This window comes from Acinetobacter sp. FY731 (assembly GCF_059515905.1).
Window position 1 is genome coordinate 207,995 of record NZ_JCAKNB010000004.1, and the last position, 25,165, is coordinate 233,159.

The following is a 25,165-nucleotide window of genomic DNA, read 5'->3' on the forward strand; positions in this document are numbered from 1 at the left end:
TTAGTGTGGCCAACATGCCAAAGTCACACGATCATTACCACCATAATCTTTTACAGTGCGTATTTGTTTATACCCTGCTTGTCTAAACAAATGTTGAACAGCATCTGCTTGGTCATAACCATGTTCAAGAACAACCCAGCCATTTACAGTTAAGTGTTTTTTCGCTTGAACAATAATCTCTTCAATATCTGCTAAACCATTTTTAGCCGAAACCAAAGCACGCTCAGGCTCCGTTGCTAAATCTTTCATGTGTACATCATTTACATCTATATATGGCGGATTAGATGCAATCACATCAAAAAATTGACGACCAAATGGTTTTAACCATGAACCCAATACAAACTCAACATTTTCAATATCATGCTGTTCTGCATTGTACTGTGCAACATCTAATGTTGGTGCATAAATATCAGAAGCAATCACTTTCCAATCAGGGCGTTCAGAAGCAAGTGACAAAGCAATAGCACCTGTACCTGTGCCTAGATCTGCAACACGTGCATCTTCTGGTAAATCCAACTTAAGAACTGTTTCCACAAGTACTTCTGTATCTGGACGTGGAACCAAAGTGTCTTTGGTCACTTTTAAATCCAACGTCCAAAATGGTTGTGAACCTGTTACATACGCAAGGGGTTCACCTTCCGCAATTCTTTTTAAGCCTGATACATAAGCTTGCTCTTGCTCAACTGTAAGCTCTTGACTCTTTTTCATATATAAATCAAAAGAATCAATTTTAGTGATATGTTCAAGCAACCATGAATTTTCTTGACGTTCGTAGCTTTCAGGTTCACCACGTAAGGCTAACGCCTGTTCAATATTCAATTAACCACCATTTTGCTGTGCAAGCATTGCAAGCTGATCTGCTTGATATTCACGATGTAAACTGTCTAAAAGCTCAGTTAAGTCACCTTCCATCACCGCATCTAACTTATATAAAGTTAAGTTAATACGATGATCTGTCATACGACCTTGTGGGTAATTATAGGTACGAATACGTTCTGAACGATCACCAGAGCCTACTAAATCACGGCGCATTTCTGATGTTGCTGCATCTGCTGCTGCACGTTTTGCATTTTCTAAACGTGAAACGAGTAATGCCATCGCTTTTGCTTTGTTCTTATGCTGTGAACGCTCATCCTGACATTCAACCACCGTACCTGTAGGAATATGGGTAATACGAACAGCAGAATCGGTTTTGTTAATATGCTGACCACCCGCACCCGAAGCACGGTAAGTATCAATACGTAATTCAGATGAATTAATTTCTACCGTCGTATCAACATCAATTTCAGGCAAAATAGCTACAGTACATGCAGATGTGTGTACACGACCTTGAGATTCTGTTGCAGGTACACGTTGTACACGATGTGCACCACTTTCAAACTTCAAGCGACCATAAACGCCTTCACCATTAATCAGGCAAATGACTTCTTTATAACCACCATGTTCGCCTTCATTTTCAGAAAGAATTTCTATACGCCAACCTTGAGATTCAGCATATTTACTATACATACGGTACAAATCACCCGAGAAAATTGCGGCTTCATCACCACCTGTTCCCGCGCGTACTTCCAAATAAGCAGAGTTTGCATCATTTGGATCTTTAGGAATCATTAAGATATTCAAATCGGCTTCAAGCGATTCAATTAAAGCTTTATTTTCTTTAATTTCTTCTTGTGCCATTTCTTTGAAATCTGGATCAGATAGCATTGTTTCAGCTGTCACAATGTCTTCTTCAGCTTGTCTGTATTTTTTCCAAACTTCTGTAATTTCGCTTAAATCACTATGTTCACGTGATAATTGACGAAAACGCTTGTTATCTGAAATAACCTCAAGATCTGCAAGTAATGCGTTGAGTTCTTCATGACGGTCAGAAAGCTGATCTAATCGTAAACGTAACGATTCTTTCATTTTTTAAAATATCTCAATACAAAAGCCTTTTCTCGTATTTACACAAGATCGGCATAATAAAAATTGCGCTTAGTTTAACGATTCTTTGATGTAAATGACATATTTAACTTGTATATCAAGTGATTCGATCATTAAAAGTATTTTATAGAAGTAAAAGTATTTTTATAGCGTGATTTAAACAGCTTTTTAGTTCAAATATCGACTAAACAAGGGTTTTGGCGTTTTATTCACCACAATTCTTCATATTTACTCCAATTTTTATACTTACAATTACAAACCACTACAAAGCAAAAACCAAACTGCTTAAAAGTCCTAGCATCTCTCCACATTGTCATGTAAAGCCTTTGCTACATTAGCTCTCGAGATAACTATTCAGATCTAATAAGATACGGAGATACCATGAAACTTAATGCAATCTTACTCAGTGCAACACTTGCAACATCATCAATGTTCGCAATGACAGCACATGCAGACAACACCACTCGTGTTGCAGCAGCGAGTGCATTGGGAAGTGTTGCGGGTACAGCAATTGGTAAAAATATGGGTGGCAATACAGGGGCAACAATTGGTGCAGCTTTAGGCGGTGCTGGTGGTGCTGCTGTCGCAAGTGATAAACGCAACCGTACAGAATCTGCAATTGGTGGTGCTCTCGGTGGCGGTGCTGGTTATACCGTTGGTAAAAGCATGGGTGGTACTAATGGCGGATATATCGGTTCGGCTGTTGGTGCAGCAGGTGGTGCTGCTTTAGGTAACAAAATTTCAAAAAACAAGCAATATTCAAGTTCAAAAAATAGCAAATGGAAAAAACACAACCGTAAAAAATATCGTTAATTTTTCATTTTAATATTCAACAGTTCTCCATTAGCACCTTCGGGTGCTTTTTTTTATTTGAGCAAAAACTTTTAATAATTAAGGATAGATTTTGTAGATATTTCACTTATTTTTTACCAATTTAAACACTATATTTTCATTTATCTTCATCATTATTCCAAAGTCATTTCATACATTAATACCAACAAATAAATTATTCTTCACATGGTGTTGAACATGAAAACAAACTCAGTATTAATAGCAAGCGTGATTGCTGCATCTGCAATTACAATGTCAAATGTACAAGCAAATAACGATACTCGTGTTGCAGTAAGCTCTGGCTTAGGTGGACTTGTTGGAGCTGCTATTGGTAATCAAATGGGTGGACAAACAGGTGCAATGATTGGTTCTGCTATTGGTGGTGGCGCAGGTGCAGCCGCATCTTCTAGCAAACGTGATCGTAATGGCGCAATCATTGGTGGTGCTCTAGGTGGTGTTGGTGGATATACCGTCGGCAAAAGCATGGGCGGTACTAATGGTGGTTATATTGGTGCAGCAGCGGGTTCTGCTGGTGGTTCCGTACTAGGAAAAAAAGTAAGTGAAGACCGCCGCTATGATGATCGATATGACCGTCGTAACAACAACTATAAATACAACAATTATAGATACAACGATCGTGGATATCGCAATGATAATGGTCGTCATAATGGATGGTATAAAAAAGATAAACGCTGATTTAGATTAAAAGCATCTTTGGATGCTTTTTTTATTTCGTTACATCTATATTAATATATCGTTTTTTTTCGATATACAAAACCATTTTCACAACGTATGATAAAAACAGTTTCATTTTTCGGAATACATCATGCGCTCACTGCAAGATACTAAATTTTCTATTCTAGAACTCGCTCCCGTCCGTGATGATCAATCGGTTCAATTTGCCCTTCATCATGCTTTAGAACTTGCTCAATATGCTGAAAAACTAGGCTATGAACGTCTTTGGCTTGCAGAGCATCATAATATGGATGGTATTGCGAGTTCCGCTACTGCAGTTTTATTAGGATATCTTCTTGCCAATACAACAACTTTAAAAGTTGGTTCTGGTGGCATTATGCTACCCAACCATGCGCCATTAGTAGTTGCAGAACAATTTGGTACACTTGAAACATTATATCCAAATCGAATTGAGCTCGGTTTAGGTCGTGCACCAGGCACAGACCAAATGACTATGCGCGCTTTAAGACGTGGTCGCCAAGAAACTGAAGAACAGTTTCCACAAGATGTCTTAGAAATTCTCAATTATTTTAAAGATGCTCAACCAAATCAGCGTATTGTTGCTACACCTGGGCAAGGTACAAATGTACCTGTATGGCTTTTAGGTTCTAGTTTATTTAGCGCACAACTTGCAGCACGCTTAGGTCTTCCCTATTCATTTGCCTCTCACTTTGCCCCACGCATGTTGGGTCAAGCGATACAACTCTACCGTGAAAACTTCCAACCCTCTGAATACTTAGACCAACCTTATGTTTCTATGGGAATTCCAACCGTTGTTGCACAAACAGATGATGAAGCACATTATTTAGCAACAAGTGCATATCAGCGGATATTAGGTTTATTACGTGGACACAGCCTTAAACTCAAAGCACCTGTACAAAGTATGGATGGCTTATGGTCTGTTGCTGAAAAAATGTCTGTCGATAATTTCTACGCATTAGCACAAATCGGTAGCCCTCAAACCGTCAAAGCAGGTCTAGAAAAAATATTATCGCAATATAATGTTGATGAATTTATCTTTACTTGTGATATTTATGACACAGATAAAAGATTAGAAAACTTCAATCATCTTATTCATTTAAAAAATCAATAATTATTGATTTACCTACAAGGCTTATTATTTTTAATAGGCCTTTGTTTTTTCATATAATTATCAGTCAAAAAAAAACATTTCCCGAATCTAAGAAACACCTGTATAAATATTGCTCAAAATGAAAATTTAAAAAATAATATTATTTGGGGAATAATCATGGCATATAAAAGTCAGCGAGAAATATTATCGTCCTTTGAAAATCAAAAAGAAGATTACAATTCATTTCAAGGACAAGTGATTTGTTCTAAAGATATTGCAAATCATAATTACGATCAGCTTAATATCGCCATTATTGGTACAGATCAACATACTGTTTCGCATTTAGAAAGTATTTGCATGGTTTCTCAACAGGTAAAAGTATTTCAAATTACACCTCAATATATTTTACCTAAAACAGATAAAGGGACTCACCGCTTAATTAGCCACCCTTTACTTATTAAAAATCGTCGTCTATTTAACAATCGAATTAAGACTTTATTATCTTTACGTTTCTTAGAATCTCAAATTATTGACCCATGGCTAAGACATTTACTTACACCCAATAGCGCGAATTTACCCAAAAGCTTTCTTAAATCTGATGGTTATTATGCGGCGTTACAACGTGAAAATTGCACTCTAAATACATGTCCTATTCAAAAAATTTCAACACATACAATTCAAAGTATTGATGGTTTAAGCTTTAATCCTGATTTAATCATCACAACTTCCATTTAAAAACCACTATTTTTTAATCAATTACACATTTTTCTTTATATTTTTTTATGATTATTTATGCACTATTTATAATAAAAAAAGAGCCTAAAATGGCTCTTTTTTTCATCACAAAAAATCAAGTTTTTAACTAATACGACGTTTTAAACCCGTCATCTGAAGTACACGTGTAGAAATCTCTTCAATAGACATTTCTGACACATTTAGATACTTAATACCTTCCGAGATATAGATACCTTCAATAGCACGAAGCTCCATTTGGCACTGACTAAAACTTGCATAACGACTGTTCGCTTTACGCTCAGAACGGATCGCAACTAAGCGGTCTGCATCAATCATTAAACCGAACAATTTATGCTTGTGTTCCTTTAATACCGCGGGTAAACGATTATCATCAAGATCTTCTTCTGTGAGTGGATAGTTCGCTACACGAATACCAAATTGTAGTGATAAATAAATCGATGTTGGCGTTTTCCCTGATCGAGAAACACCAATCAAAATAAGATCTGCTTTATCGTAATGACGTGTTCTTGCACCATCATCATTATCTAAAGCAAAATGAACCGCATCAATACGTGACTTATATGACTCAGAATCTGTCACAGCATGCGTTTGTCCGACTAAAGTTGTAGGTTCTGTACCCAACTCATCAGACAATTTACTAATAAGTCCCTCAAATACATCAAGATTTACTGCATTTGCCGTACCAATAATGTCTCGAACATAGGGATCAACCAAGGTATCAAATACCAATGGTTTTTGCCCATCTTGTTTTGCTCTTTCGTTAATTTCTGCTACGACATTAGTCGCAGCCTCCTCTGAGCTAATATAAGGAATAATATGTATGTCAAAATTCACATGCGGAAACTGCGCTAATAGCGAGTGGCCAAGGGTTTCAGCGGTAATTGCTGTACCATCTGAAACAAAAAAAACACTGCGCTTAATTTGTTGAACTTCTGACATTAAAATTCTCCCGAAACATTTGTCTTAGAGCCATTAAATCTTTATAGTAAGCCATCTTACATGACTGTAGCTTAGTTCAACCAAATTGCTAAGTACTTTGTTATAATTTCATGCCAAGATAGTGATTAATACTGCAAAAGTGGAGTAACAACTTTGGAAGCGCGCGTAATTGGTCTAGAAAAATTAGGGAAACATGACGTTGAGCTAGTGGGTGGGAAAAACTCATCACTAGGCGAAATGATCAGTCATCTGTCTAATGCTGGTGTATCTGTTCCTGGTGGTTTTGCAACAACGGCTCAAGCCTATCGTGAATTTCTCGAACAAAGTGGCCTAAACGCTAAAATTAATGCAGAGCTTGCAGCACTCAATGTTGATGATGTAATTGCTTTAGCTGAAACAGGCGCTAAAATTCGCCAATGGATTGTCGACACTCCTCTTACTGCTGAACTTGAAAAAGAAGTTCGTGCTGCATTTGAAGCGCTTTCGAATGGCAATCCAGATATTGCTGTTGCAGTACGTTCTTCTGCAACAGCTGAAGATTTACCTGATGCATCTTTTGCAGGTCAACAGGAAACTTTCTTAAACATCCGCGGCATCGACAACGTTCTAATCGCGATTAAAGAAGTTTTTGCATCGTTATATAACGACCGCGCAATTTCTTACCGTGTTCACCAAAACTTTGCACACGATGTTGTTGCATTGTCTGCGGGTATTCAACGCATGGTTCGCTCTGAAACAGGTGCAGCTGGTGTAATGTTTACACTAGATACTGAGTCAGGTTTCCGTGATGCTGTATTTATTACTGCATCTTATGGCTTAGGTGAAATGGTCGTTCAAGGTGCTGTAAACCCTGATGAATTCTATATTTCTAAACCATTGCTAAATGCAGGCAAACACGCGATTCTTCGTCGCAACCTAGGTTCTAAACATCAAAAAATGATTTATAGCGATGATGCTTCTGCAGGCAAATCGGTTTCTATCGTAGATGTTGAAAAATCTGAACGTCAACAATTCGCATTAAATGACCACGAACTACAAGAACTTGCTAAACAAGCATTAATCATCGAAAACCATTACGGTGCTCCAATGGACATCGAATGGGCTAAAGATGGTGATGACGGTGAAATCTACATCGTTCAAGCACGTCCTGAAACTGTAAAAAGCCGTGAAAATGTCGGCACAATGGAACGCTACCTCTTAAAACAAAAAGGTACTGTTCTTTGTGAAGGTCGTTCAATTGGTCAACGTATTGGTTCTGGTAAAGTACGTATCGTTACTTCAATCAAAGAAATGGACAAAGTACAAGACGGTGACGTGCTTGTATCTGACATGACAGATCCAGATTGGGAACCAGTAATGAAACGTGCTGCTGCGATTATCACAAACCGTGGTGGTCGTACTTGTCATGCTGCAATTATTGCACGTGAGCTTGGCGTTCCTGCAATTGTAGGTTGTGGTAATGCAACTGAAATCTTGACAGATGGTCAAGAGGTTACAGTTTCATGTGCTGAAGGTGATACAGGCTTTATTTACGAAGGCGCTTTAGACTTCGAAATTCAACGTAACTCTGTTGAGTCTATGCCTCCTCTTCCTTTCAAAGTGATGATGAACGTAGGTAACCCTGATCGCGCATTCTCATTTGCTCAAATTCCAAATGCAGGTATTGGTCTTGCTCGTTTAGAATTCATCATCAATCGTATGATTGGTGTGCATCCTAAAGCATTACTTAATATTGAAAGCTTACCTCGCGAAACTCGTGCGGCTGTAATGGCACGTACTGCAGGTTACTCTTCTCCTATCGATTTCTATGTAGAGAAATTAGTAGAAGGTATTTCAACGCTTGCTGCTGCTTTTGCAGATAAACCAGTTATTGTTCGTATGTCTGACTTTAAGTCAAACGAATATGCAAACTTAATTGGCGGTAAGTTATACGAACCTGAAGAAGAAAACCCAATGCTTGGTTTCCGTGGTGCTAGCCGCTACGTTTCAGACAACTTCCGTGACTGCTTCGAACTTGAATGCCGTGCATTGAAAAAAGCACGTGATGAAATGGGTCTTACAAACATCCAAATCATGATTCCTTTCGTACGTACAGTTGCAGAAGCTAAACGCGTAATTGAGTTATTAGCACTTAATGGCTTAAAACGTGGCGAAAATGGTCTTAAAGTGATCATGATGTGTGAGCTTCCAACAAACGCATTATTGGCTGAACAATTCCTTGAACACTTCGATGGTTTCTCTATCGGTTCAAACGACTTAACTCAGTTAACACTTGGTTTAGACCGTGACTCTGGTATTGTTTCTCACCTATTCGATGAGCGTGATGCAGCTGTGAAAGTACTTCTTTCTATGGCAATTCAAGCATGTCGTAAAGCAGGTAAATACGTAGGTATTTGTGGTCAAGGCCCATCAGATCACCCAGATCTTGCAAAATGGTTAATGGAACAAGGTATTGACTCTGTTTCTTTAAACCCAGACTCAGTGCTTGAAACTTGGTTCTTCTTATCTGAAAAAGAAAAAGCTCAACAAGCATAAGAATCTGTGTTAAAAAAAGACCCTAATTAGGGTCTTTTTTCATTTATACTCTTAACACGTTTTTGAGATTTAAAATTTATGCAGATTTATTTGGCACGAAATAATCAACAAGCTGGTCCATATACTGTTGAACAAGTTAATCAAATGCTCGCAAGCCAACAAATTCTTCTTACAGATTTAGCATGGCATGAAGGCATGGTTGAATGGAAAGCTTTAGGCGAACTTACTCAAGGTAAACTTGTCTATGAACCTGCTGGTTATATAGCGACACCATCTGTTCCTAATTTCGATCAAACGCAACAGAACTATCAAAACCCAAGCATTCAAAATATTCATGTAACTAAAAAAGTAGAACCTGAGCTTGCATCTATTGGTTCACGTGCATTTGCTAAATTTTTAGATATATTACTGTGGATTCCTGCTGCAATTATTCCATCATTTTTCTTGAGCCAAAACCAATTTACTGAGCTCACTGAAATTCAGCAAAAAATGCAAACCGCAGCAACATCAGAACAGGCTCTGCAAGTTCAATCCCAACTTTTCCAACTTATTCCAAACGAAGCTTGGATTGCTGCAGGTCTATACATCATTATCATGCTTGCAATTCAAGCTGTCTTACTTGCAAAACATGGGCAAAGTATTGGCAAACGTCTAGCTAAAATTAAAATTGTAGATATCAATACAAACGAAAAAGTCTCGTTAATGAGAGCATTTAGCTTACGTAGTGTTTTGTTTATTTTACCAACACTTTATTTATTCCCATTCTTCTCTATTATTGATTGGGCATTTAGTTTCAACAAAAATCGCCAAGCTCTGCACGACAAACTCGCTAAAACCAAGGTAATTAAGCAATAATTTACCGAAAGCACACAAGGAGATTATTATCTCCTTGTGTGCTTCACACCATTGATATTTAGAATAAAATTTTATAATTAGAATTAATTCCGACTAAGAAAATTGGTTTTTATTACAGTTATTTAAAGCATCTTTAGATATAGCTTAGTTCTTAGATATAAGGCATAATGCCCTACAACGTAGCGGTGTCTAACAAATTAGAGTATTTTTAGTTTAAATTTAAACATTAAAGCTCAAATACATTAGACACTTTAATCGCTATCCCATATTTAATTAGGGAATGGGACTCTTCACCGAGGTTGTAAAATGAGACAAACGACTTTAGCTGTATTGTCTTTATCAATGATGGCCGCACTTTTAACAGGTTGCGGTGGTGATCTAGTACTTCTAAACTCAAAAGGTCCAGTAGCAGCAGGTCAAAGTCACCTGATGATGACTGCGATTTGGTTAATGCTTTTGGTGGTAATTCCATCAATCGTGATGGCTTTATGGTTTGGTTGGAAATATCGCGCGTCAAATAAAGATGCAGACTATAAACCTACATGGGCACACTCAACTGCAATTGAAATTGTAGTATGGGGTATTCCTGTGATTATTATTGGTATTCTAGCGGTTCTAACGTGGGTTGGTTCACATAAATATGATCCATACCGCCCGATTGAATCTGATAAAGCGCCATTAACTGTTCAAGTTATTGCTGAACAATTCAAATGGATCTTCATCTATCCAGAACAAGACATTGCAACTATTAACGAATTGCGTTTCCCGGAAAAAACTCCTGTAAGCCTTCGTTTAACCTCTAACTTCACGATGAACTCTTTCTTCATCCCAGCGTTAAGTGGTCAAATTTATGCAATGGCTGGTATGCAGACTCACCTTCATTTGTTAGCAGATGGCACTAGCCCAGCTGAAGGCTATCGTGGCTTCTCTTCTAACTATTCAGGCTATGGTTTCTCACAAATGCGTTTCCGCGCTCACTCTGTGACTGAAGCACAATTTGCTGAATGGGTAGCTGACGTTAAGGCAGGTAAAGGTACTTTAATAAACCCTGAAGCGGTTCAAAAAACTGTTTTAGATAAAGCTGAATTCGCTACTTTACGTGATGGTAACCGCTCTGCGCACCAAATCGAAGTGATGAATGAGACTGCTCGTACTGAATTAGAGAAGAAACTTGCCGCTATCGCTAAAGCAGAAGGTCCTTACCCGACTAAGCCACACCCTGTGACTTATTATTCTTCTGTTGAGAAAGGTCTGTTTGAATCTGTAATCAATACTTACATGTCGAACTATCATGGCGCTGATCATTCAGCTTCTGAAGCACATGCAGCTGCTTCTCAAGGGGAATAACACATGAGCTTATTAGGTAAGTTAGGTCCTGAAGCAATCCCACACGATCCAATCGTGTTGGTGACGATTGCATTCATGATTTTAGGTGGTATTGCCATAATTGGTGGTATTACTTATTTCAAAAAATGGACGTATTTGTGGAACGAATGGTTCACATCTGTAGACCATAAAAAAATCGGTATCATGTATCTTCTCGTATCTATCATCATGCTACTTCGTGGCTTTGCTGATGCGATTATGATGCGTCTTCAACTATTCCTTGCAAAAGGTGGTGGTGAAGGTTATTTACACCCTGAACATTACGACCAAATCTTCACTGCCCATGGCGTGATCATGATTTTCTTCGTAGCGATGGGTCTTGTTGTTGGCTTAATGAACATCTCTGTACCACTTCAAATTGGTGCACGTGACGTTGCCTTCCCATTATTAAACTCTCTAAGCTTCTGGTTGTTTGCCGGCGCTGCTGGTCTAATGATGGCTTCTCTCGTTATTGGTGAATTCGCTGCAACTGGTTGGATGGCTTACCCTCCACTATCAGGCATTCAGTATTCTCCTGGCGTGGGTATGGACTACTACATCTGGGCTCTACAAGTATCTGGTCTAGGTACGCTTTTAACTGGTGTTAACTTCTTCGTTACCATCATCAAAATGCGTGCGCCTGGCATGGGTCTTATGGATATGCCGATTTTCACGTGGACATCTTTATGTACTGCTGTGTTAATCATTGCATCATTCCCTGTGTTAACTGCAACTATTGCAATGTTAACGCTTGACCGTTACTTCGATTTCCACTTCTTCACTAACGACTTAGGCGGTAGCCCAATGTTGTACGTGAACTTGATTTGGACTTGGGGTCACCCAGAAGTTTATATCTTAGTATTACCTGCTTTTGGTATTTACTCAGAAGTTGTTTCAACGTTCTCTCGTAAAACGTTATTCGGCTACAAATCTATGGTGTATGCAACTATCGCGATCACAATTCTTGCGTTCGTGGTATGGGTTCACCACTTCTTTACTATGGGTGCTGGTGCCAACGTTAACGCGTTCTTCGGTATCATGACTATGGTAATTGCGATTCCTACAGGTGTGAAAATCTTCTCTTGGTTATTCACAATGTATAAGGGTCGTATTACGTATACAACACCAATGCTTTGGACACTTGGCTTCCTTGTGACTTTCGGTATCGGTGGTTTAACTGGTGTATTAATGGCTGTTCCACCTGCGGACTTCCTTGTACACAACTCTTTATTCCTTATCGCTCACTTCCATAACGTAATTATTGGTGGTGTAGTATTCGCAATGTTTGCGGGTATCATTTTCTACTGGCCAAAAATGTTTGGTTGGAGACTTAATGAGACTTGGGGTAAAGCATCTTTCTGGTTCTGGTTCTTCGGTTTCTACTTTGCATTCATGCCACTTTATATCCTTGGTTTCATGGGTATGACTCGTCGTTTGAATACATATGACAACCCAGAATGGGATCCGTACTTAGCTATTGCTTTCTTCGGTTCTGTACTAATCTTGATTGGTATTCTGTGCTTCGTTATGCAAATTGTTGTTGGTTTCTTACAACGCAATCAACGCATTGACTACACTGGCGATGCTTGGGATGGTCGTACTCCAGAATGGGCTACTTCTTCTCCTGCTCCGTTCTATAACTTTGCTCATGTTCCTGAAATCAATGGTATTGATTCTTTCTGGACTGACAAAGAAAACGGTGTTGCATACGTTAAACCAACTCATTACGAAGACATCCACATGCCAACTAACCGCGCTGCCGGTGTTGTTATGGGTCTAATCATCACACTTATGGGCTTTGCATTAATTTGGCACATTTGGTGGTTAGCTATTGTTAGTTTCGTTGCTGCGATTGTTAGCTTCATCGTTTCTTCATTCACGAAGAAAGTTGATTACTATGTTCCAGCTGCTGAAGTTGAACGTATTGAAAACGAACGCTTTGCGATTCTTGAAAAACATTTGAAGAAGGACTAAGACAATGGCTGACGTACTTCATCACGAAAACCACGGACACGATGATCATCACCACGATGATACCGACATCACTGTCTTTGGTTTTTGGACATACTTGATGAGTGACTTGATCCTTTTCGGTACACTCTTCATTGCATTCGCTGTATTAAGTAGCCATATTCCAGTTGGCACACCAAGTGCAAAAGATCTGTTCGCAGATTCTCTAGGTTTCGTTTTAACTGAAACTTTTGCTCTTTTAATTTCTTCAGTAACTTTTGGTTTTGCGGTTCTTGCTGCATACAAAAAAGATGTTGCTAAAGTATTAACTTGGTTAGGTATCACTTGGATATTTGGTGCTATCTTCATCGGCATGGAACTTTATGAATTTCAGCATTTAGTTCACGCTGGTCATGGTCCAAGCACTTCTGCATTCTTATCTGCGTTCTTTACGTTGGTAGGTACTCACGGTATCCACGTAACTTCAGGTTTAATCTGGATGATCGTGTTAATGGTTCAAATCAAGAAATATGGTTTGACTCTTGCAAACACTCGTCGTCTTGCTTGCCTAAGCTTATTCTGGCATTTCCTTGATATCGTTTGGATTTGTGTATTCAGCGTAGTTTACTTATTAGGAGTACTATAATGAGTCACGAACATAACGCTGCAGGTGCTGCGCACGGTAATGTGAAGCAATATACAATTGGTTTTATCCTTTCAGTTCTTCTTACCATCATCCCTTTTGGTATGGTAATGGCTGGTGGATTTAGCCGTGGTTTATTGGTAGCTGTTATTGCAATTACTGCAATTGCACAGGTACTGATCCAATTAGTTTACTTCTTGCATATGAACTCATCTTCAGAGCAACGTTGGAACGTAATTGCATTTATTTATACAATTGTTTGTATTGCTGTGCTTTTAATTGGTTCTGTATGGATCATGAACCACTTACACTTCAACATGATGATCTAAACTGGTCGTCATGCTGAAAAAGTATTTATTCCTGACTAAGCCAGGAATTCTCTTTGGTAACTTCGTTACCACTTTGGGCGGCTTCTTTTTAGCCGCCCAAGGTTCTGTAGATTTCCTTCTCCTACTCATCACCCTCATTGGTACAACGCTTGTTGTTGCCTCTGGATGTGTGATCAATAACGTCATTGATCAAGACATAGATAAAAAAATGCAACGCACCCAAAACCGTGCGCTTGTAACAAAAACCATTTCTGTTCCTGTTGCATCTGTTTATGCTTTTGCTTTAGGTATCATTGGTTTTAGCATTTTATGGTTTGCTGTAAATGCCTATGCTTTTCTATTTGCTGTTATTGGTTTTGTAGTTTATGTTTTCTTTTATAGTCTATGGACAAAAAGAACATCTATTCATCAAACTGTAATTGGTAGTATTTCTGGTGCAAGCCCCCCTGTTATTGGCTATACGGCTGTTGTAGCTCAATTTGATTTGGGTGCTCTTATCTTATTTATAGGATATGCACTATGGCAAATGCCTCATTCTTGGGGAATTGCAATTTACCGTTTCGATGACTACAAAAATGCAGGTATTCCAATTTTACCTGTAGCACGCACAATATTACGCACAAAAATTGAATCTTTGATTTATGTCGTATTATTCACAATTACAATGAATCTTCTTTTTGTATTTGGTTATGCAAACTGGATTTACCTTGTAATCATAAATGCTCTTTGCATTTACTGGTTGTATATTGCTGTACTCGGCTTTAAAGCACAAAATGATCAATTATGGGCAAAACGCTTTTTCCTATATTCAGTGATCTTAATTACTGTTCTCAGTGTTTGCTTTAGCTTCACATCAATAACACCAAGCACAAATATTGTACTTTTTTAAAAGATAGAGTTCTTCTCTATCTTTTATTAGAGTCTTTATTCTCATAAATATAAAAATGCAACACCTCTTCACTTCTACAGTAAATTTCATCTCTAGTTAATTTCACCAAATTCCTTGTAATTTCTTGCTAGAAGCACTAAAATCACGCTTCGCATTTTTATGCGACACAACCTTGGTTGTGACTCCTTGCCTTTAACTTTTGTTATAGGCTGTATAATCCGTAAGGAGCTGACAATGCGTCACTACGAAATCGTACTTTTAGTACATCCTGATCAAAGCGATCAAGTAGTGGGTATGGTAGAACGTTACCTAACTCACATCAAAGAAGCTGAAGGTCAAATTCACCGTCTTGAAGATTGGGGCCGTCGTCAATTGGCTTACCCAATTAACAAAATTCATAAAGCACACTACATTCTTATGAACGTAGAATGCGGTCAAACTACGCTTGATGAATTAGAAGAATTGTTCCGTTACAACGATGCAATCCTTCGTAACCTTATCATCCGTCGTGAAAACGCTATCACTGAAGAGTCATTATTGGCTAAGAGTGCTGAAGAAAAACGTGCGCGTAAAGCTCAACGTGAAGAAGCACAACAAGCTAACCAAGACTCTGCTGAAGCATAAGGAGAACATAACATGGCACGTTTTTACCGTCGTCGCAAGTTCTGCCGCTTTACAGCTGAGAACGTTACGTACATCGATTACAAAGACATCGACACTTTAAAACAGTACATCACTGAAAACGGCAAAATTGTTCCTAGCCGTATTACAGGTACTAAAGCTCGTTACCAACGTCAATTGGCGCTTGCTATTAAACAAGCTCGCTACTTGTCTTTGATCCCTTACACTGACAATCATAAGTGAGGTTGAGCTGTGGATATTATTTTATTACAACGCGTTAAAAACCTAGGTAAATTAGGCGATAAAGTATCAGTTAAAGCTGGTTACGGTCGTAACTACTTGATCCCTCAGGGTATCGCTGTAGCTGCAACAGAATCAAACACTGCTGCTTTTGAAGCTCGTCGCGCTGAACTTGAAAAGCAAGAAGCTGAAGTATTAGCTGCTGCTCAAGCACGTGCTGACCAATTGAACGAAGTAAATATCGTAATCACTGCGAAAGCTGGTGACGAAGGTAAATTATTCGGTTCAATCGGTACTCGTGACATCGCTGATGCGTTAACGAATGCTGGTCTTGTTGTAGACCGCGCTGAAGTTCGTTTACCAAACGGTGCGCTTCGTCATACTGGCGAATTCAACATCGCAATCCAATTGCATCATGATGTTGTTGCTGAAGTTCTCGTTACTATCGTATCTGAGTAATTTCTTGCAAAAAAAAGAGCATGCTTTCGCATGCTCTTTTTTTATCTGTAAAAACCCCTTCTCTATTCTTGTTAATACTTCACATTATTTGCTTCTAGAATTTTTTAAATTCAAGTCGCAATTTGTTTGCATAACACGTATGATTTAAATTAACAATTCATTGCTTAATGCTTAATTAAACATTAAAAAAATTCTGAATATACTGTTTTAAAATCAGGGATTTATATGTCACAGGCTACTGCCAACTCAAAACAAAATTCGACTAAAACAGCACCTAACGCTAGCGAAAGTGCACAGCTTAAAGAGTTTCGTACGCCACCACATAATTTGGCGATTGAACAAGCTGTACTTGCTGCATTAATGACTGTTGCTGAATCCTTTGAACAAGTAGGTGATGTACTTCAAGAATCTGATTTTTATGCAACACGCCACAAATATATTTTCCGTGCAATCGATACACTTGCAAAAGAAAACTCACCTTACGATGCGGTATTAGTCAACGACTGGCTTATTAAGCAAAATCTGCTCGATGCTGCAGGCGGTGAAGAATATTTAATGCAGTTAATGGCAGATTCTCCATCAAGTTTCTATAACATTGAAACCTATGCCACAAAAATTAAAGAATTTTCAACTTTAAGAAATATGATTAAAGTGAGCTCTGAAATTTTACAGAATGCTTATGATACTAAAGGTCGTAATGTCAGTGAAATTTTAGACTTAGCAGAAACTAATATTTTCCAAATTGCCGAACAACATAACAACAATAAGAAAAACGCTGGTCCAAAAGCCATTAATACCGTTGTTGCAGATGTATTTGATAAGTTAAATGAACTTTCACAAACTGAAGGTAGTATTACAGGTTTAACTACAGGATTTGTTGAGCTAGATAACAAAACTTCTGGTATGCAAGCAGGTGATTTAATTATTGTTGCGGCACGTCCGTCTATGGGTAAAACCACTTTTGCTATGAATTTAGTTGAAAGTGTACTATTCAACAACAATCTCCCTGCACTTGTTTACTCGATGGAAATGCCTGCAGATTCTATTGCCATGCGTCTAATTTCATCTTTTGGTCGAGTACATCAAGGACATTTACGCTCAGGTAAAATGGACAGTGACGAATGGTCAAAAGTAACCAGTACCATTGTGCACTTACAAGAAAAAAATCTTTATATTGATGACTCATCTGCTTTACCACCAACTGAAGTACGTTCACGCGCACGTCGTATTGCCAAACAACATGGTGGAAAACTCGGCTGTATTATGGTCGATTACCTTCAGTTAATGAAAGTTCCAGGCATGGGCGATAACCGTGTAGGTGAGATTTCGGAAATTTCACGAAGCTTAAAAGCACTTGCTAAAGAAATGCAGTGCCCTGTAATTGCACTTTCACAGCTTAACCGATCACTTGAGAATAGACCGAATAAACGCCCTGTAATGTCTGACTTACGTGAATCAGGTGCGATTGAGCAGGATGCCGATTTGATTATGTTTATTTATCGTGATGAGGTATATAACAAAGAATCTAAAGAAGCAGGTACGGCTGAAATTATTATTGGTAAGCAACGTAATGGTCCTATTGGTACAGTACGTCTTGCCTTTGAAGGGCAATACACGCGTTTTAGTAACTTATCTCCTGAATTCTACGCTCAATATGATGACGAAGAATAAAATTACTACGTATTTCTATACCTATACTTAAGCCATTAAATGCTCTAGGATAAATAGTATTTTAAGATCTCTGAATTTACTATTTATCCTTCAAAATAAATAAGAGCAGTAATTATGCGTAAATTTTTATTTTTTATTATTTTTTTCAGTTGCAGTAATTCACTTATAGCGAGTTCTGAATTTTCAGGTGAAAGCGTTGCAGATAACATCTTAAAAAAAGATATTAAAAAACAATTTCTCAATCATTAAACACATGGTTCGGACAGAAATGTAGAAAAATTGATTCTATTTATACCCAAATTTCTAAAATTGACCAAACTCCAGAAGGACGTATTAAAGAAGTCATTGAATACTGGACTGTAAGTGCATGCAACAGCAGTAAAACCTATTATATTAGTTTGCGTCCAGATATAAATGGTGAAGTCGATTTCTCCGTAAGATTACCTCCTAAATAATATTTAAATATTGAGAAAAATCACCTAGACAATTATGACTATATATACAAAAACAACTTATATAGGCATACAATAACAATCATATTTATATCTATTGTGTTTCTAGTCTTATGACATGATTTTTTAATAACATCATGATTATTCATACCATTATGTAAGTGAGATGAATTAAACATATTCCATTTGATCTAAGTCACTCAATAGATAATCCGTTACCCTATTTCCTCGTTTAAGGAGTTATTCAGGTGCGCCAAGCAACTGTTTATATTGACAGTGAATCACTACAATATAATTTAAATCGCGTTAAACAACTTGCCCCAACAGCTAAAATTGTCAGCATGGTGAAAGCCAATGCCTATGGACATGGCGTAAAAGACTGTTTAGCAGCCTTATCAAATACAGATGCTTTTGGTGTAGCTTGTTTAGAAGAAGCCCTTGAAATTCGTGCATTAGGCTATGAACAACCCATTACGCTGATTGAAGGTATTTTTTCTGATACAGAAATGCAAATCGTAATTGATCAAAATATTGAAATTATTGTTCACCATCAACAACAAGTTGACTGGTTGCTTAGCCACAAAAATGCCTATATTGCAAAAAATTTAAAAGTTTGGGTGAAACTGAATAGTGGTATGAACCGTTTAGGCTTTAAAGTACCTGAAATTATCAACGTCATTCATCTTTTAAAATCTGAAGGGTTTACTTGTGTACTTGCCATGCATTTTGCAAATGCTGATGCAGATCACCACCCTTTAAATGAACAACAAAAACAGCAGTTCTTACACGTAAAAGAAGCATGCGCTCCAATCATGGCATCTTGCTGTAATTCGGCTGCTATTTTTAAATGGCCTGAGCTTAATTTTGATTTTGTACGGCCTGGAATTATGCTATACGGTGCCAGCCCCTTTGCCGACAAAACTGTACAAGACCTAGATATTAAGCCAGTTATGACATTTACAGCAGAAATTATTGCTTTAAATACCATTCAGGCAGGTGAATCTGTAGGATATGGCTCTACATTTATTGCAGATAAAGAAACTGAACTTGCTATTGTTTCAATTGGCTATGGTGATGGTTATCCACGTGCTTTCTTTAAACAGAACTTTGTTGCAATCAATGGTCAAAAAGTTCCTGTGATTGGTCGTGTAGCGATGGATATGATTGCAATTGATGTAACAGGTTTAAACATAAAAATAGGTACTGAAGTTGAGCTTTGGGGTAAAAATCGCTTAGTAGATGATGTTGCTGAAGCCAATGGTACAATTGGCTATGAACTATTATGCCGATTAAGTAACCGTCCTATTCGCAAGAAAATTTAATACGTAACAGAATAAAAAGCCCAAAATAATTTGGGCTTTTTTTAAAAAAATTAATCTTCAATATCAACCAACAATCCTATCAACTTATCTACTTGATATAATCGCAATTGTTTTGGTTGAAATCGCTGAAAACCCTGTTCACGCATATAATCTTGAATCAGACTATTACGTTTTACATATTTCATTGACCAATCTTTAAAATGTAATTTATCTATAGGCTTACATTCAAAGAGTGTAAAATCCTTATGCCTTGAATCTTTTTTTAACTTTTCAACAAGGAACTCTAAGTCTTCTTTTCTCCCCTCCAAGCATTGGAAAAAGTATTGATCTGCAAAATAAAGGACACCTGTAATTTTATGAATAACATTAAAGTCACGAGCTTCTTTTAAAATATTTCTTAGATCTTCAAATAATTTATCAGCTTCCGAGATTGAATAACTAGCATAACTTAATTGGTACATATCCCCACCTTATGTCTGTATAAAAATCATACTACCGGAAATAACAATGTACTTGTTTTATAAGAAGAAATAAAGCATTTAATCAAAATAATCTTTAGTCGGTTTTGGGAGTTCTTGTAAGCCTTTTTTCAAAGTTTCAGACCACTGTTTACTAATTTCTTGAAAATATTGGTCTGATTCATTAATTCTTTTGCCTTCAGGAACGCGTAGGCTATCTTTTTTATAAACCAAAACATCCAATGGCATACCTACAGACACATTAGATCTTAAAGTTGAGTCAAACGATATTAAAGCACATCTAAGCGCTTCATCAATTTGCATGTCATAACTTAAAGCACGATCTAAAATAGGTTTTCCATATTTACTTTCACCAATTTGGAAAAATGGTGTGTCTTTGGTTGCACTAATAAAATTCCCTTGAGGATAAATATTATATAGCTGTAAAGGTTCTTCACCTATTTGCCCACCAACCAATAAACTACAATAATAATTGCTTTGCTCTAAAGTGTCGGCCGTTACATCACTAATTACCTTACGTAGCGTTTGACCTACCAATTCAGCCACTTCAAACATCGTATTTACACTATATAAATTTGGCTCTTGTTTTAACGTGAGCTGATTTTTTAAGTACCCAATTACAGCCTGAGTTGTTGCCAAATTCCCAGAGGTTTGAATTGTAAAAAAGCGCTCGCCCTCTTTACCAAAAATATATAACTTTCTAAATACTGAAATATGGTCTACACCCGCATTTGTGCGCGTATCGCTAATAAATACTAAACCTTCTTTTAAACGTAGCGCACAGCAATAAGTCATAACATCCTCTTTTCTTTTTTAACACGCTAAAACCTGCACAATAGAGTGCATTGTTTCTAGCCCACCCTTTTCGCGCATTCCTCTTACGGGTGCAACATCCCAATAATCACGTCCAACTGCAACGTAAATATGTGAACTAGGCGTAAATAATTGATTACTAATGTCGAAACAATACCATGAATCGTTTAAAAAAACTTCAGCCCATGCGTGACTGGCAAGATGAGAAAGATTGGGTACATACAAATATCCAGACACATAACGCGCTGCAAGCCCTAAAGATTTACACATTGCAATGAAGACATGACTATGATCTTGACATACTCCTTCTTTACGCTGAAATGCTTCAATAGCTGTTGTATTCACATGCGTACTTTGTGGTACATAAGGAATATATTCCAAAATAGCAGCAGCTAAATATACTAAACTGTCATAATCCACAACAGGTACACAACGATGTGCAAACTCTTTCATTTCTGCATTACACATCGTGCTTGGTGTCGGCTGCATAAATAAATACGGATTCATCTGGTCATCTAGACCATTTTCAGGTGTTGAATTTAGCTCAACAATTCCTTGTGCCATGATCGTCATTTGCTGATAAGCATAGCGCTGCGTACTAGTAATCCAAATATTATTAAATGCATCTCGTTTAATTTGCTTTTCACCAGGGACACTAATATCCCAAGATCTAACATTCTGATGCCTATTATTAAATGGCATCATTTTAATGTATTGAATACTATTTGAAGCTTCTTCTGAATATAAATAATGAGTTTGATGATTAACCATTAATTTCATGCGTCCACCTCAAACATTTGATGAATACTATGACTAAATTGGTAAAAGTTAGTTGCATTAGGTTCTTTTGATAAACTCCCCCAAGCTTCAGTAATTGCATCCCAACCTAATTCTTCTAATAGTGCAATTACAATACTGAGCTCTTGCAAAGCTTCATCTATTTCTTGATTTAAACGAATCAGACGGTCAATTTGCTCAATATTTTGTCCTAATTTAAAAAATAAAAAAACGTCGTGAGATTCTGCTTCAAGTACATCCAAACACTCACCCACAACATCACAGATATAACCTGGGTTTTCACTTGCCAACTTAATCAGCTTATTCAATTCAGCATAACCAAATGCTGTCAGCACACCACGTAAAGAATGAATATTATCTTTGGTATATGCAAATTGCTGCTTAAATGAAACAGCATTACTTTCATCCAAAACCAACTCATTGAGTGAAATTGCATCAAATGCGGGCAAACAAAATGCAGATGCATATTGAATGGCTTCATTATCTTGCTTAAATGGAAACTGATGACATAAATATTGGATACGTGAAATATAACGTCCTAACCAAAAAATGTTTTCTGCACTTGTATTTAATAAAATCATTTTTATTCCCCTAATATCTAAGACTTATGAATGTAGAGAATCGACAACCCATGTATCTTTAATACCCCCACCTTGTGATGAGTTCACCACTAAAGAACCTTCTTCCATTGCTACTCGTGTTAAGCCACCCGGAACAATCTCAGTTCTATACGGCGAGCTCAAAACAAATGGGCGTAAATCAATATGTCTTTCTGCAATACCTTTATCAGTTAATGTTGGCGAAACAGAAAGCTCTAATGTAGGCTGTGCAATATATAAATGTGGTGTAGCAATAAGCTTATCTCTAAAAGCTGAAAGTTCTTTTTCACATGCATGTGGTCCAATAAGCATGCCGTATCCACCTGAACCCTGTGCTTCTTTCACCACCAATTTTTCAAGATTATCGAGCACATAATCTAAATCTTGTTGTTCACGACATTGGTACGTTGGTACATTTTTAAGAACAGGCTCTTCACCTAAGTAAAAACTAATCATTTTATCTACATAAGGATAAATTGATTTATCATCTGCAACCCCTGTACCTGGTGCATTTGCGATAACAACATTGTTTTGTAAATATGCCGACATCAGACCAGGTACCCCTAAAGTACTATCAGGTTTAAAGCAAAGTGGATCGATAAAGGCATCATCTAAACGGCGATAAATCACATGAACTTGCTGACGACCACGAATTGTTTTGACAAATACTTTGTCATTTTCAACAAATAAATCTTTAGATGTCACCAATGGCACATCCATTTCTCTTGCTAAAAATGCATGTTCATAATAAGCACTGTTATATTTACCTGGCGTAAGTACCACAATCATTGGATTATCTACATAAGCATTTTCTGCAAGAATTTCTCTTAACAATTGCGGATACTGTTCAATCGCTAAAATATTGTTTTGCTTACATAAATCTGGCATTAATTTTTGACTAATTTTACGTCCTTCAAGCATATAAGACACGCCAGATGGTGTTCTTAAATTATCTTCAAGTACATAAAAATCACCTACGCGATCGCGAATAATATCAATACCGCTAATTTGACTATAAATTTTTCCTTTTAGGTCATGTGAAAACATATGTGGCTGATATGCTTCATGCGTAAGCACTTGCAACTCAGGAACAATGCCTGCTTTTAAAATTTCTTGTTGATGATAAATATCATGTAAAAATAGATTTAAAGCTCTTACACGTTGTGCACATCCTAAAGCGATTGTATTCCATTGTTTTTTCGCAATAATGCGTGGAATAACATCGAATGGAATCGTTCGTTCAATCCCTTCTTGCTCCCCATAAACCGAAAAAGTAATACCTTCATATAAGAAATGTGTTTTTGCTGCATCATTTAAAGCATGCAAATCGTTTAAACTATGTTGCGCTAACCATCGCTCAATATTTGGTCCCGCATTTCCAGACATAGATTTATCATCTAATAATTCATTAAAGAAACGCGAACTTAACTCGTTGTTTGTATATTTAGTTTTCGCTACAGCAGACTGTGTGAATATATATGATGGTGGTGTTTCGATACTCTGATTTGTAGCCACATTTTCTAAAGTGTTATCTAAGCCATAATCTTCTTTAAGCATACAAACCTCTACTTTGTAATTTTATGTAATTATTGTAAGCAATTTAAGTGCCAAAATTATTCTAATAATGAAGAAGCTATGTGTTTTAAAATTAAATTGCAAATATAGAAGAACTATCGATTGAATATGAAATTATTAAATTTACTTGCTAAAAGAATATAGTTTTCATATTGTGTGCTGTATTCAACTCATATTTTCAATTCATTATCTTTTGATTCCTTATGCAAGCACAAGAAAAAGAAACTTCGAATACTCTATATCGCCAATGGCAAATTCTTTCCCGTCTATCTACAGGAAAATGGATGGGTACACGTGAATTACAAGAAATATTACAACGTGAAGGTATCGATATCAGTTTGCGAACCATTCAACGTGATTTAAACCAAATATCACAACGCTTTCCTATTGAAAATAATGGGACAGTTCCACAAGGTTGGCGCTGGCGTGCAGATGCACCAATTCAAAGTTTGCCACATATGACAAGCTCTCAAGCAGTCACCTTTATGATGGTTGAAGAACATCTAAAACATTTACTTCCACCAAGTTTGGTGGAGGAAATGAACCCATGGTTTGACCTTGCACGTCGAAGTTTATCTACCCAAAATAACGTTCGCCAATGGATTAACCGCGTTCGGATTGTGCCTGCAAATCAACCACTTATTCCACCATTGGTAGATCGTGGTTCTCAACAAGCCATTTATGAAGGATTATTGCAAGATAAGCAACTTGAATGTGTTTATCATGCACGTACAATTGGTGCAGAAGAAAAAACCTATGTACTTAACCCCTTAGCATTGGTTCAAAAAGGTGCTGTTATTTATTTAATATGCACCCGTTTGGATAAAACAGATATACAAACTTTCGCCTTGCATCGTTTTAAAACAGCCAAAGTTCTGAATTCTCGTGCATTACATCCTGTTGATTTTGATATAGATAAATATATCGAATCGGGTGCATTAGGTTTCCGTGTAGACTATACAAAACCAACTGATTTGGTGAAATTAAAACTCACCATGACCACTGAAAATGCAGCATACTTTGAAGAAAGTCAGCTAAGTAAAGATCAGGTGATGGAAGATTTAGGCAATGACCTAGTTCAAATACAAGCATCTGTTCCATTCACCTCTCAGCTTGTTTGGTGGTTGCGCAGCTTTGGACGACGCATTCAAGATATTGAACCGATAGATGTATATAATGCTGTTTATGAAATTGAAGATTAAAAAAAGCCCCAATTAAGGGATTTTATTTTTATATTTTTGTCATTTTTTGCGCTGTTGGTTTATAGAAATCGAAGCTTGCAAACAAGACACCCGATATTACAAACTTCGT

The 25,165-nt window shown here is 37.2% G+C and carries 25 protein-coding genes; 17 read left to right on the top strand and 8 right to left on the bottom strand.

Features of this window, described 5'->3' with window-relative positions; translation table 11 throughout:
* A complete protein-coding gene (gene prmC / locus AC5YC8_RS07125) occupies positions 1-819 on the bottom strand; it encodes a peptide chain release factor N(5)-glutamine methyltransferase (RefSeq protein ID WP_496164047.1) in 819 nt (272 codons plus the stop codon).
* Positions 820-1,908: a peptide chain release factor 1 gene (gene prfA, locus AC5YC8_RS07130; RefSeq protein ID WP_496117789.1), complete on the bottom strand. Its 1,089-nt coding sequence runs from the start codon at positions 1,906-1,908 to the stop codon at positions 820-822.
* Between the two features lie 399 nt (positions 1,909-2,307).
* Between prfA and AC5YC8_RS07135 the strand changes: the two genes are divergently transcribed.
* The 4 genes from AC5YC8_RS07135 to AC5YC8_RS07150 all read left to right on the top strand — a co-directional run bounded on the left by AC5YC8_RS07135 (position 2,308) and on the right by AC5YC8_RS07150 (position 5,299).
* Positions 2,308-2,739, top strand: a complete 432-nt coding sequence (locus AC5YC8_RS07135; RefSeq protein WP_496164048.1) for a glycine zipper domain-containing protein — start codon at positions 2,308-2,310, stop codon at positions 2,737-2,739.
* Between the two features lie 216 nt (positions 2,740-2,955).
* The gene (locus AC5YC8_RS07140; protein WP_496164049.1) at positions 2,956-3,453 is read left to right on the top strand and encodes a YMGG-like glycine zipper-containing protein; all 498 of its coding nucleotides are present in this window, start codon (positions 2,956-2,958) and stop codon (positions 3,451-3,453) included.
* A gap of 130 nt (positions 3,454-3,583) precedes the next feature.
* Positions 3,584-4,585 (top strand): LLM class flavin-dependent oxidoreductase, encoded by a 1,002-nt coding sequence (locus AC5YC8_RS07145; protein WP_496164050.1) that lies wholly within the window; start codon positions 3,584-3,586, stop codon positions 4,583-4,585.
* Positions 4,586-4,741: 156 nt separating this feature from the next.
* Entirely contained in the window at positions 4,742-5,299 is a 558-nt protein-coding gene (locus tag AC5YC8_RS07150) for an NAD(P)/FAD-dependent oxidoreductase (protein WP_496164051.1), read from the top strand.
* A 123-nt stretch (positions 5,300-5,422) separates the two neighbouring features.
* Here AC5YC8_RS07150 and ppsR read toward each other — a convergent pair whose 3' ends face one another.
* Positions 5,423-6,259 (bottom strand): posphoenolpyruvate synthetase regulatory kinase/phosphorylase PpsR, encoded by an 837-nt coding sequence (gene ppsR / locus AC5YC8_RS07155; protein WP_496117779.1) that lies wholly within the window; start codon positions 6,257-6,259, stop codon positions 5,423-5,425.
* Positions 6,260-6,412: 153 nt separating this feature from the next.
* Between ppsR and ppsA the strand changes: the two genes are divergently transcribed.
* From ppsA to alr, 12 genes are all read left to right on the top strand, one after another.
* Positions 6,413-8,794 carry a phosphoenolpyruvate synthase gene (gene ppsA, locus AC5YC8_RS07160; RefSeq protein WP_496117778.1) on the top strand — a complete coding sequence of 794 codons (2,382 nt, stop codon included), beginning with the start codon at positions 6,413-6,415 and terminating at the stop codon, positions 8,792-8,794.
* 78 nt (positions 8,795-8,872) lie between these two features.
* Positions 8,873-9,649, top strand: a complete 777-nt coding sequence (locus AC5YC8_RS07165; RefSeq protein WP_496117776.1) for an RDD family protein — start codon at positions 8,873-8,875, stop codon at positions 9,647-9,649.
* Positions 9,650-9,955: 306 nt separating this feature from the next.
* The gene (cyoA, locus tag AC5YC8_RS07170; protein WP_496117774.1) at positions 9,956-10,996 is read left to right on the top strand and encodes a ubiquinol oxidase subunit II; all 1,041 of its coding nucleotides are present in this window, start codon (positions 9,956-9,958) and stop codon (positions 10,994-10,996) included.
* A gap of 3 nt (positions 10,997-10,999) precedes the next feature.
* The gene (cyoB, locus tag AC5YC8_RS07175; protein WP_496164052.1) at positions 11,000-12,988 is read left to right on the top strand and encodes a cytochrome o ubiquinol oxidase subunit I; all 1,989 of its coding nucleotides are present in this window, start codon (positions 11,000-11,002) and stop codon (positions 12,986-12,988) included.
* 4 nt (positions 12,989-12,992) lie between these two features.
* Entirely contained in the window at positions 12,993-13,610 is a 618-nt protein-coding gene (cyoC, locus tag AC5YC8_RS07180; protein ID WP_496117770.1) for a cytochrome o ubiquinol oxidase subunit III, read from the top strand.
* Positions 13,607-13,936: a cytochrome o ubiquinol oxidase subunit IV gene (gene cyoD, locus AC5YC8_RS07185; RefSeq protein ID WP_496117889.1), complete on the top strand. Its 330-nt coding sequence runs from the start codon at positions 13,607-13,609 to the stop codon at positions 13,934-13,936. Before cyoC ends, cyoD begins: the two co-directional genes overlap by 4 nt.
* A 10-nt stretch (positions 13,937-13,946) precedes the next feature.
* Positions 13,947-14,825: a heme o synthase gene (cyoE, locus tag AC5YC8_RS07190; RefSeq protein WP_496117768.1), complete on the top strand. Its 879-nt coding sequence runs from the start codon at positions 13,947-13,949 to the stop codon at positions 14,823-14,825.
* A 234-nt stretch (positions 14,826-15,059) separates the two neighbouring features.
* Complete coding sequence (rpsF, locus tag AC5YC8_RS07195; protein WP_496117766.1) at positions 15,060-15,449, top strand: 30S ribosomal protein S6; 390 nt, start codon at positions 15,060-15,062, stop codon at positions 15,447-15,449.
* A 12-nt stretch (positions 15,450-15,461) separates the two neighbouring features.
* Positions 15,462-15,689: a 30S ribosomal protein S18 gene (gene rpsR, locus AC5YC8_RS07200; RefSeq protein WP_004278792.1), complete on the top strand. Its 228-nt coding sequence runs from the start codon at positions 15,462-15,464 to the stop codon at positions 15,687-15,689.
* 9 nt (positions 15,690-15,698) lie between these two features.
* Entirely contained in the window at positions 15,699-16,145 is a 447-nt protein-coding gene (gene rplI, locus AC5YC8_RS07205; RefSeq protein ID WP_496117762.1) for a 50S ribosomal protein L9, read from the top strand.
* A gap of 225 nt (positions 16,146-16,370) precedes the next feature.
* The gene (dnaB, locus tag AC5YC8_RS07210) at positions 16,371-17,816 is read left to right on the top strand and encodes a replicative DNA helicase (RefSeq protein WP_496117760.1); all 1,446 of its coding nucleotides are present in this window, start codon (positions 16,371-16,373) and stop codon (positions 17,814-17,816) included.
* A gap of 700 nt (positions 17,817-18,516) precedes the next feature.
* Positions 18,517-19,590, top strand: coding sequence for an alanine racemase (alr, locus tag AC5YC8_RS07215; RefSeq protein WP_496164053.1), 1,074 nt, complete (start codon positions 18,517-18,519; stop codon positions 19,588-19,590).
* A gap of 50 nt (positions 19,591-19,640) precedes the next feature.
* Here the strand turns inward: alr and AC5YC8_RS07220 are convergent, their stop codons facing one another.
* From AC5YC8_RS07220 to AC5YC8_RS07240, 5 genes are all read right to left on the bottom strand, one after another.
* Complete coding sequence (locus AC5YC8_RS07220) at positions 19,641-20,051, bottom strand: BLUF domain-containing protein (RefSeq protein ID WP_496164054.1); 411 nt, start codon at positions 20,049-20,051, stop codon at positions 19,641-19,643.
* A 78-nt stretch (positions 20,052-20,129) separates the two neighbouring features.
* Positions 20,130-20,864 (bottom strand): proteasome-type protease, encoded by a 735-nt coding sequence (locus AC5YC8_RS07225; RefSeq protein ID WP_496164055.1) that lies wholly within the window; start codon positions 20,862-20,864, stop codon positions 20,130-20,132.
* Between the two features lie 18 nt (positions 20,865-20,882).
* Positions 20,883-21,662 carry a transglutaminase family protein gene (locus AC5YC8_RS07230; protein ID WP_496164056.1) on the bottom strand — a complete coding sequence of 260 codons (780 nt, stop codon included), beginning with the start codon at positions 21,660-21,662 and terminating at the stop codon, positions 20,883-20,885.
* Positions 21,659-22,261, bottom strand: a complete 603-nt coding sequence (locus tag AC5YC8_RS07235) for an alpha-E domain-containing protein (RefSeq protein WP_496117750.1) — start codon at positions 22,259-22,261, stop codon at positions 21,659-21,661. Before AC5YC8_RS07235 ends, AC5YC8_RS07230 begins: the two co-directional genes overlap by 4 nt.
* Before the next feature lie 24 nt (positions 22,262-22,285).
* Positions 22,286-23,836 (bottom strand): circularly permuted type 2 ATP-grasp protein, encoded by a 1,551-nt coding sequence (locus tag AC5YC8_RS07240; protein WP_496164057.1) that lies wholly within the window; start codon positions 23,834-23,836, stop codon positions 22,286-22,288.
* A gap of 221 nt (positions 23,837-24,057) precedes the next feature.
* Between AC5YC8_RS07240 and AC5YC8_RS07245 the strand changes: the two genes are divergently transcribed.
* A complete protein-coding gene (locus AC5YC8_RS07245) occupies positions 24,058-25,056 on the top strand; it encodes a helix-turn-helix transcriptional regulator (RefSeq protein WP_496117746.1) in 999 nt (332 codons plus the stop codon).
* Positions 25,057-25,165 lie beyond the last annotated feature (109 nt).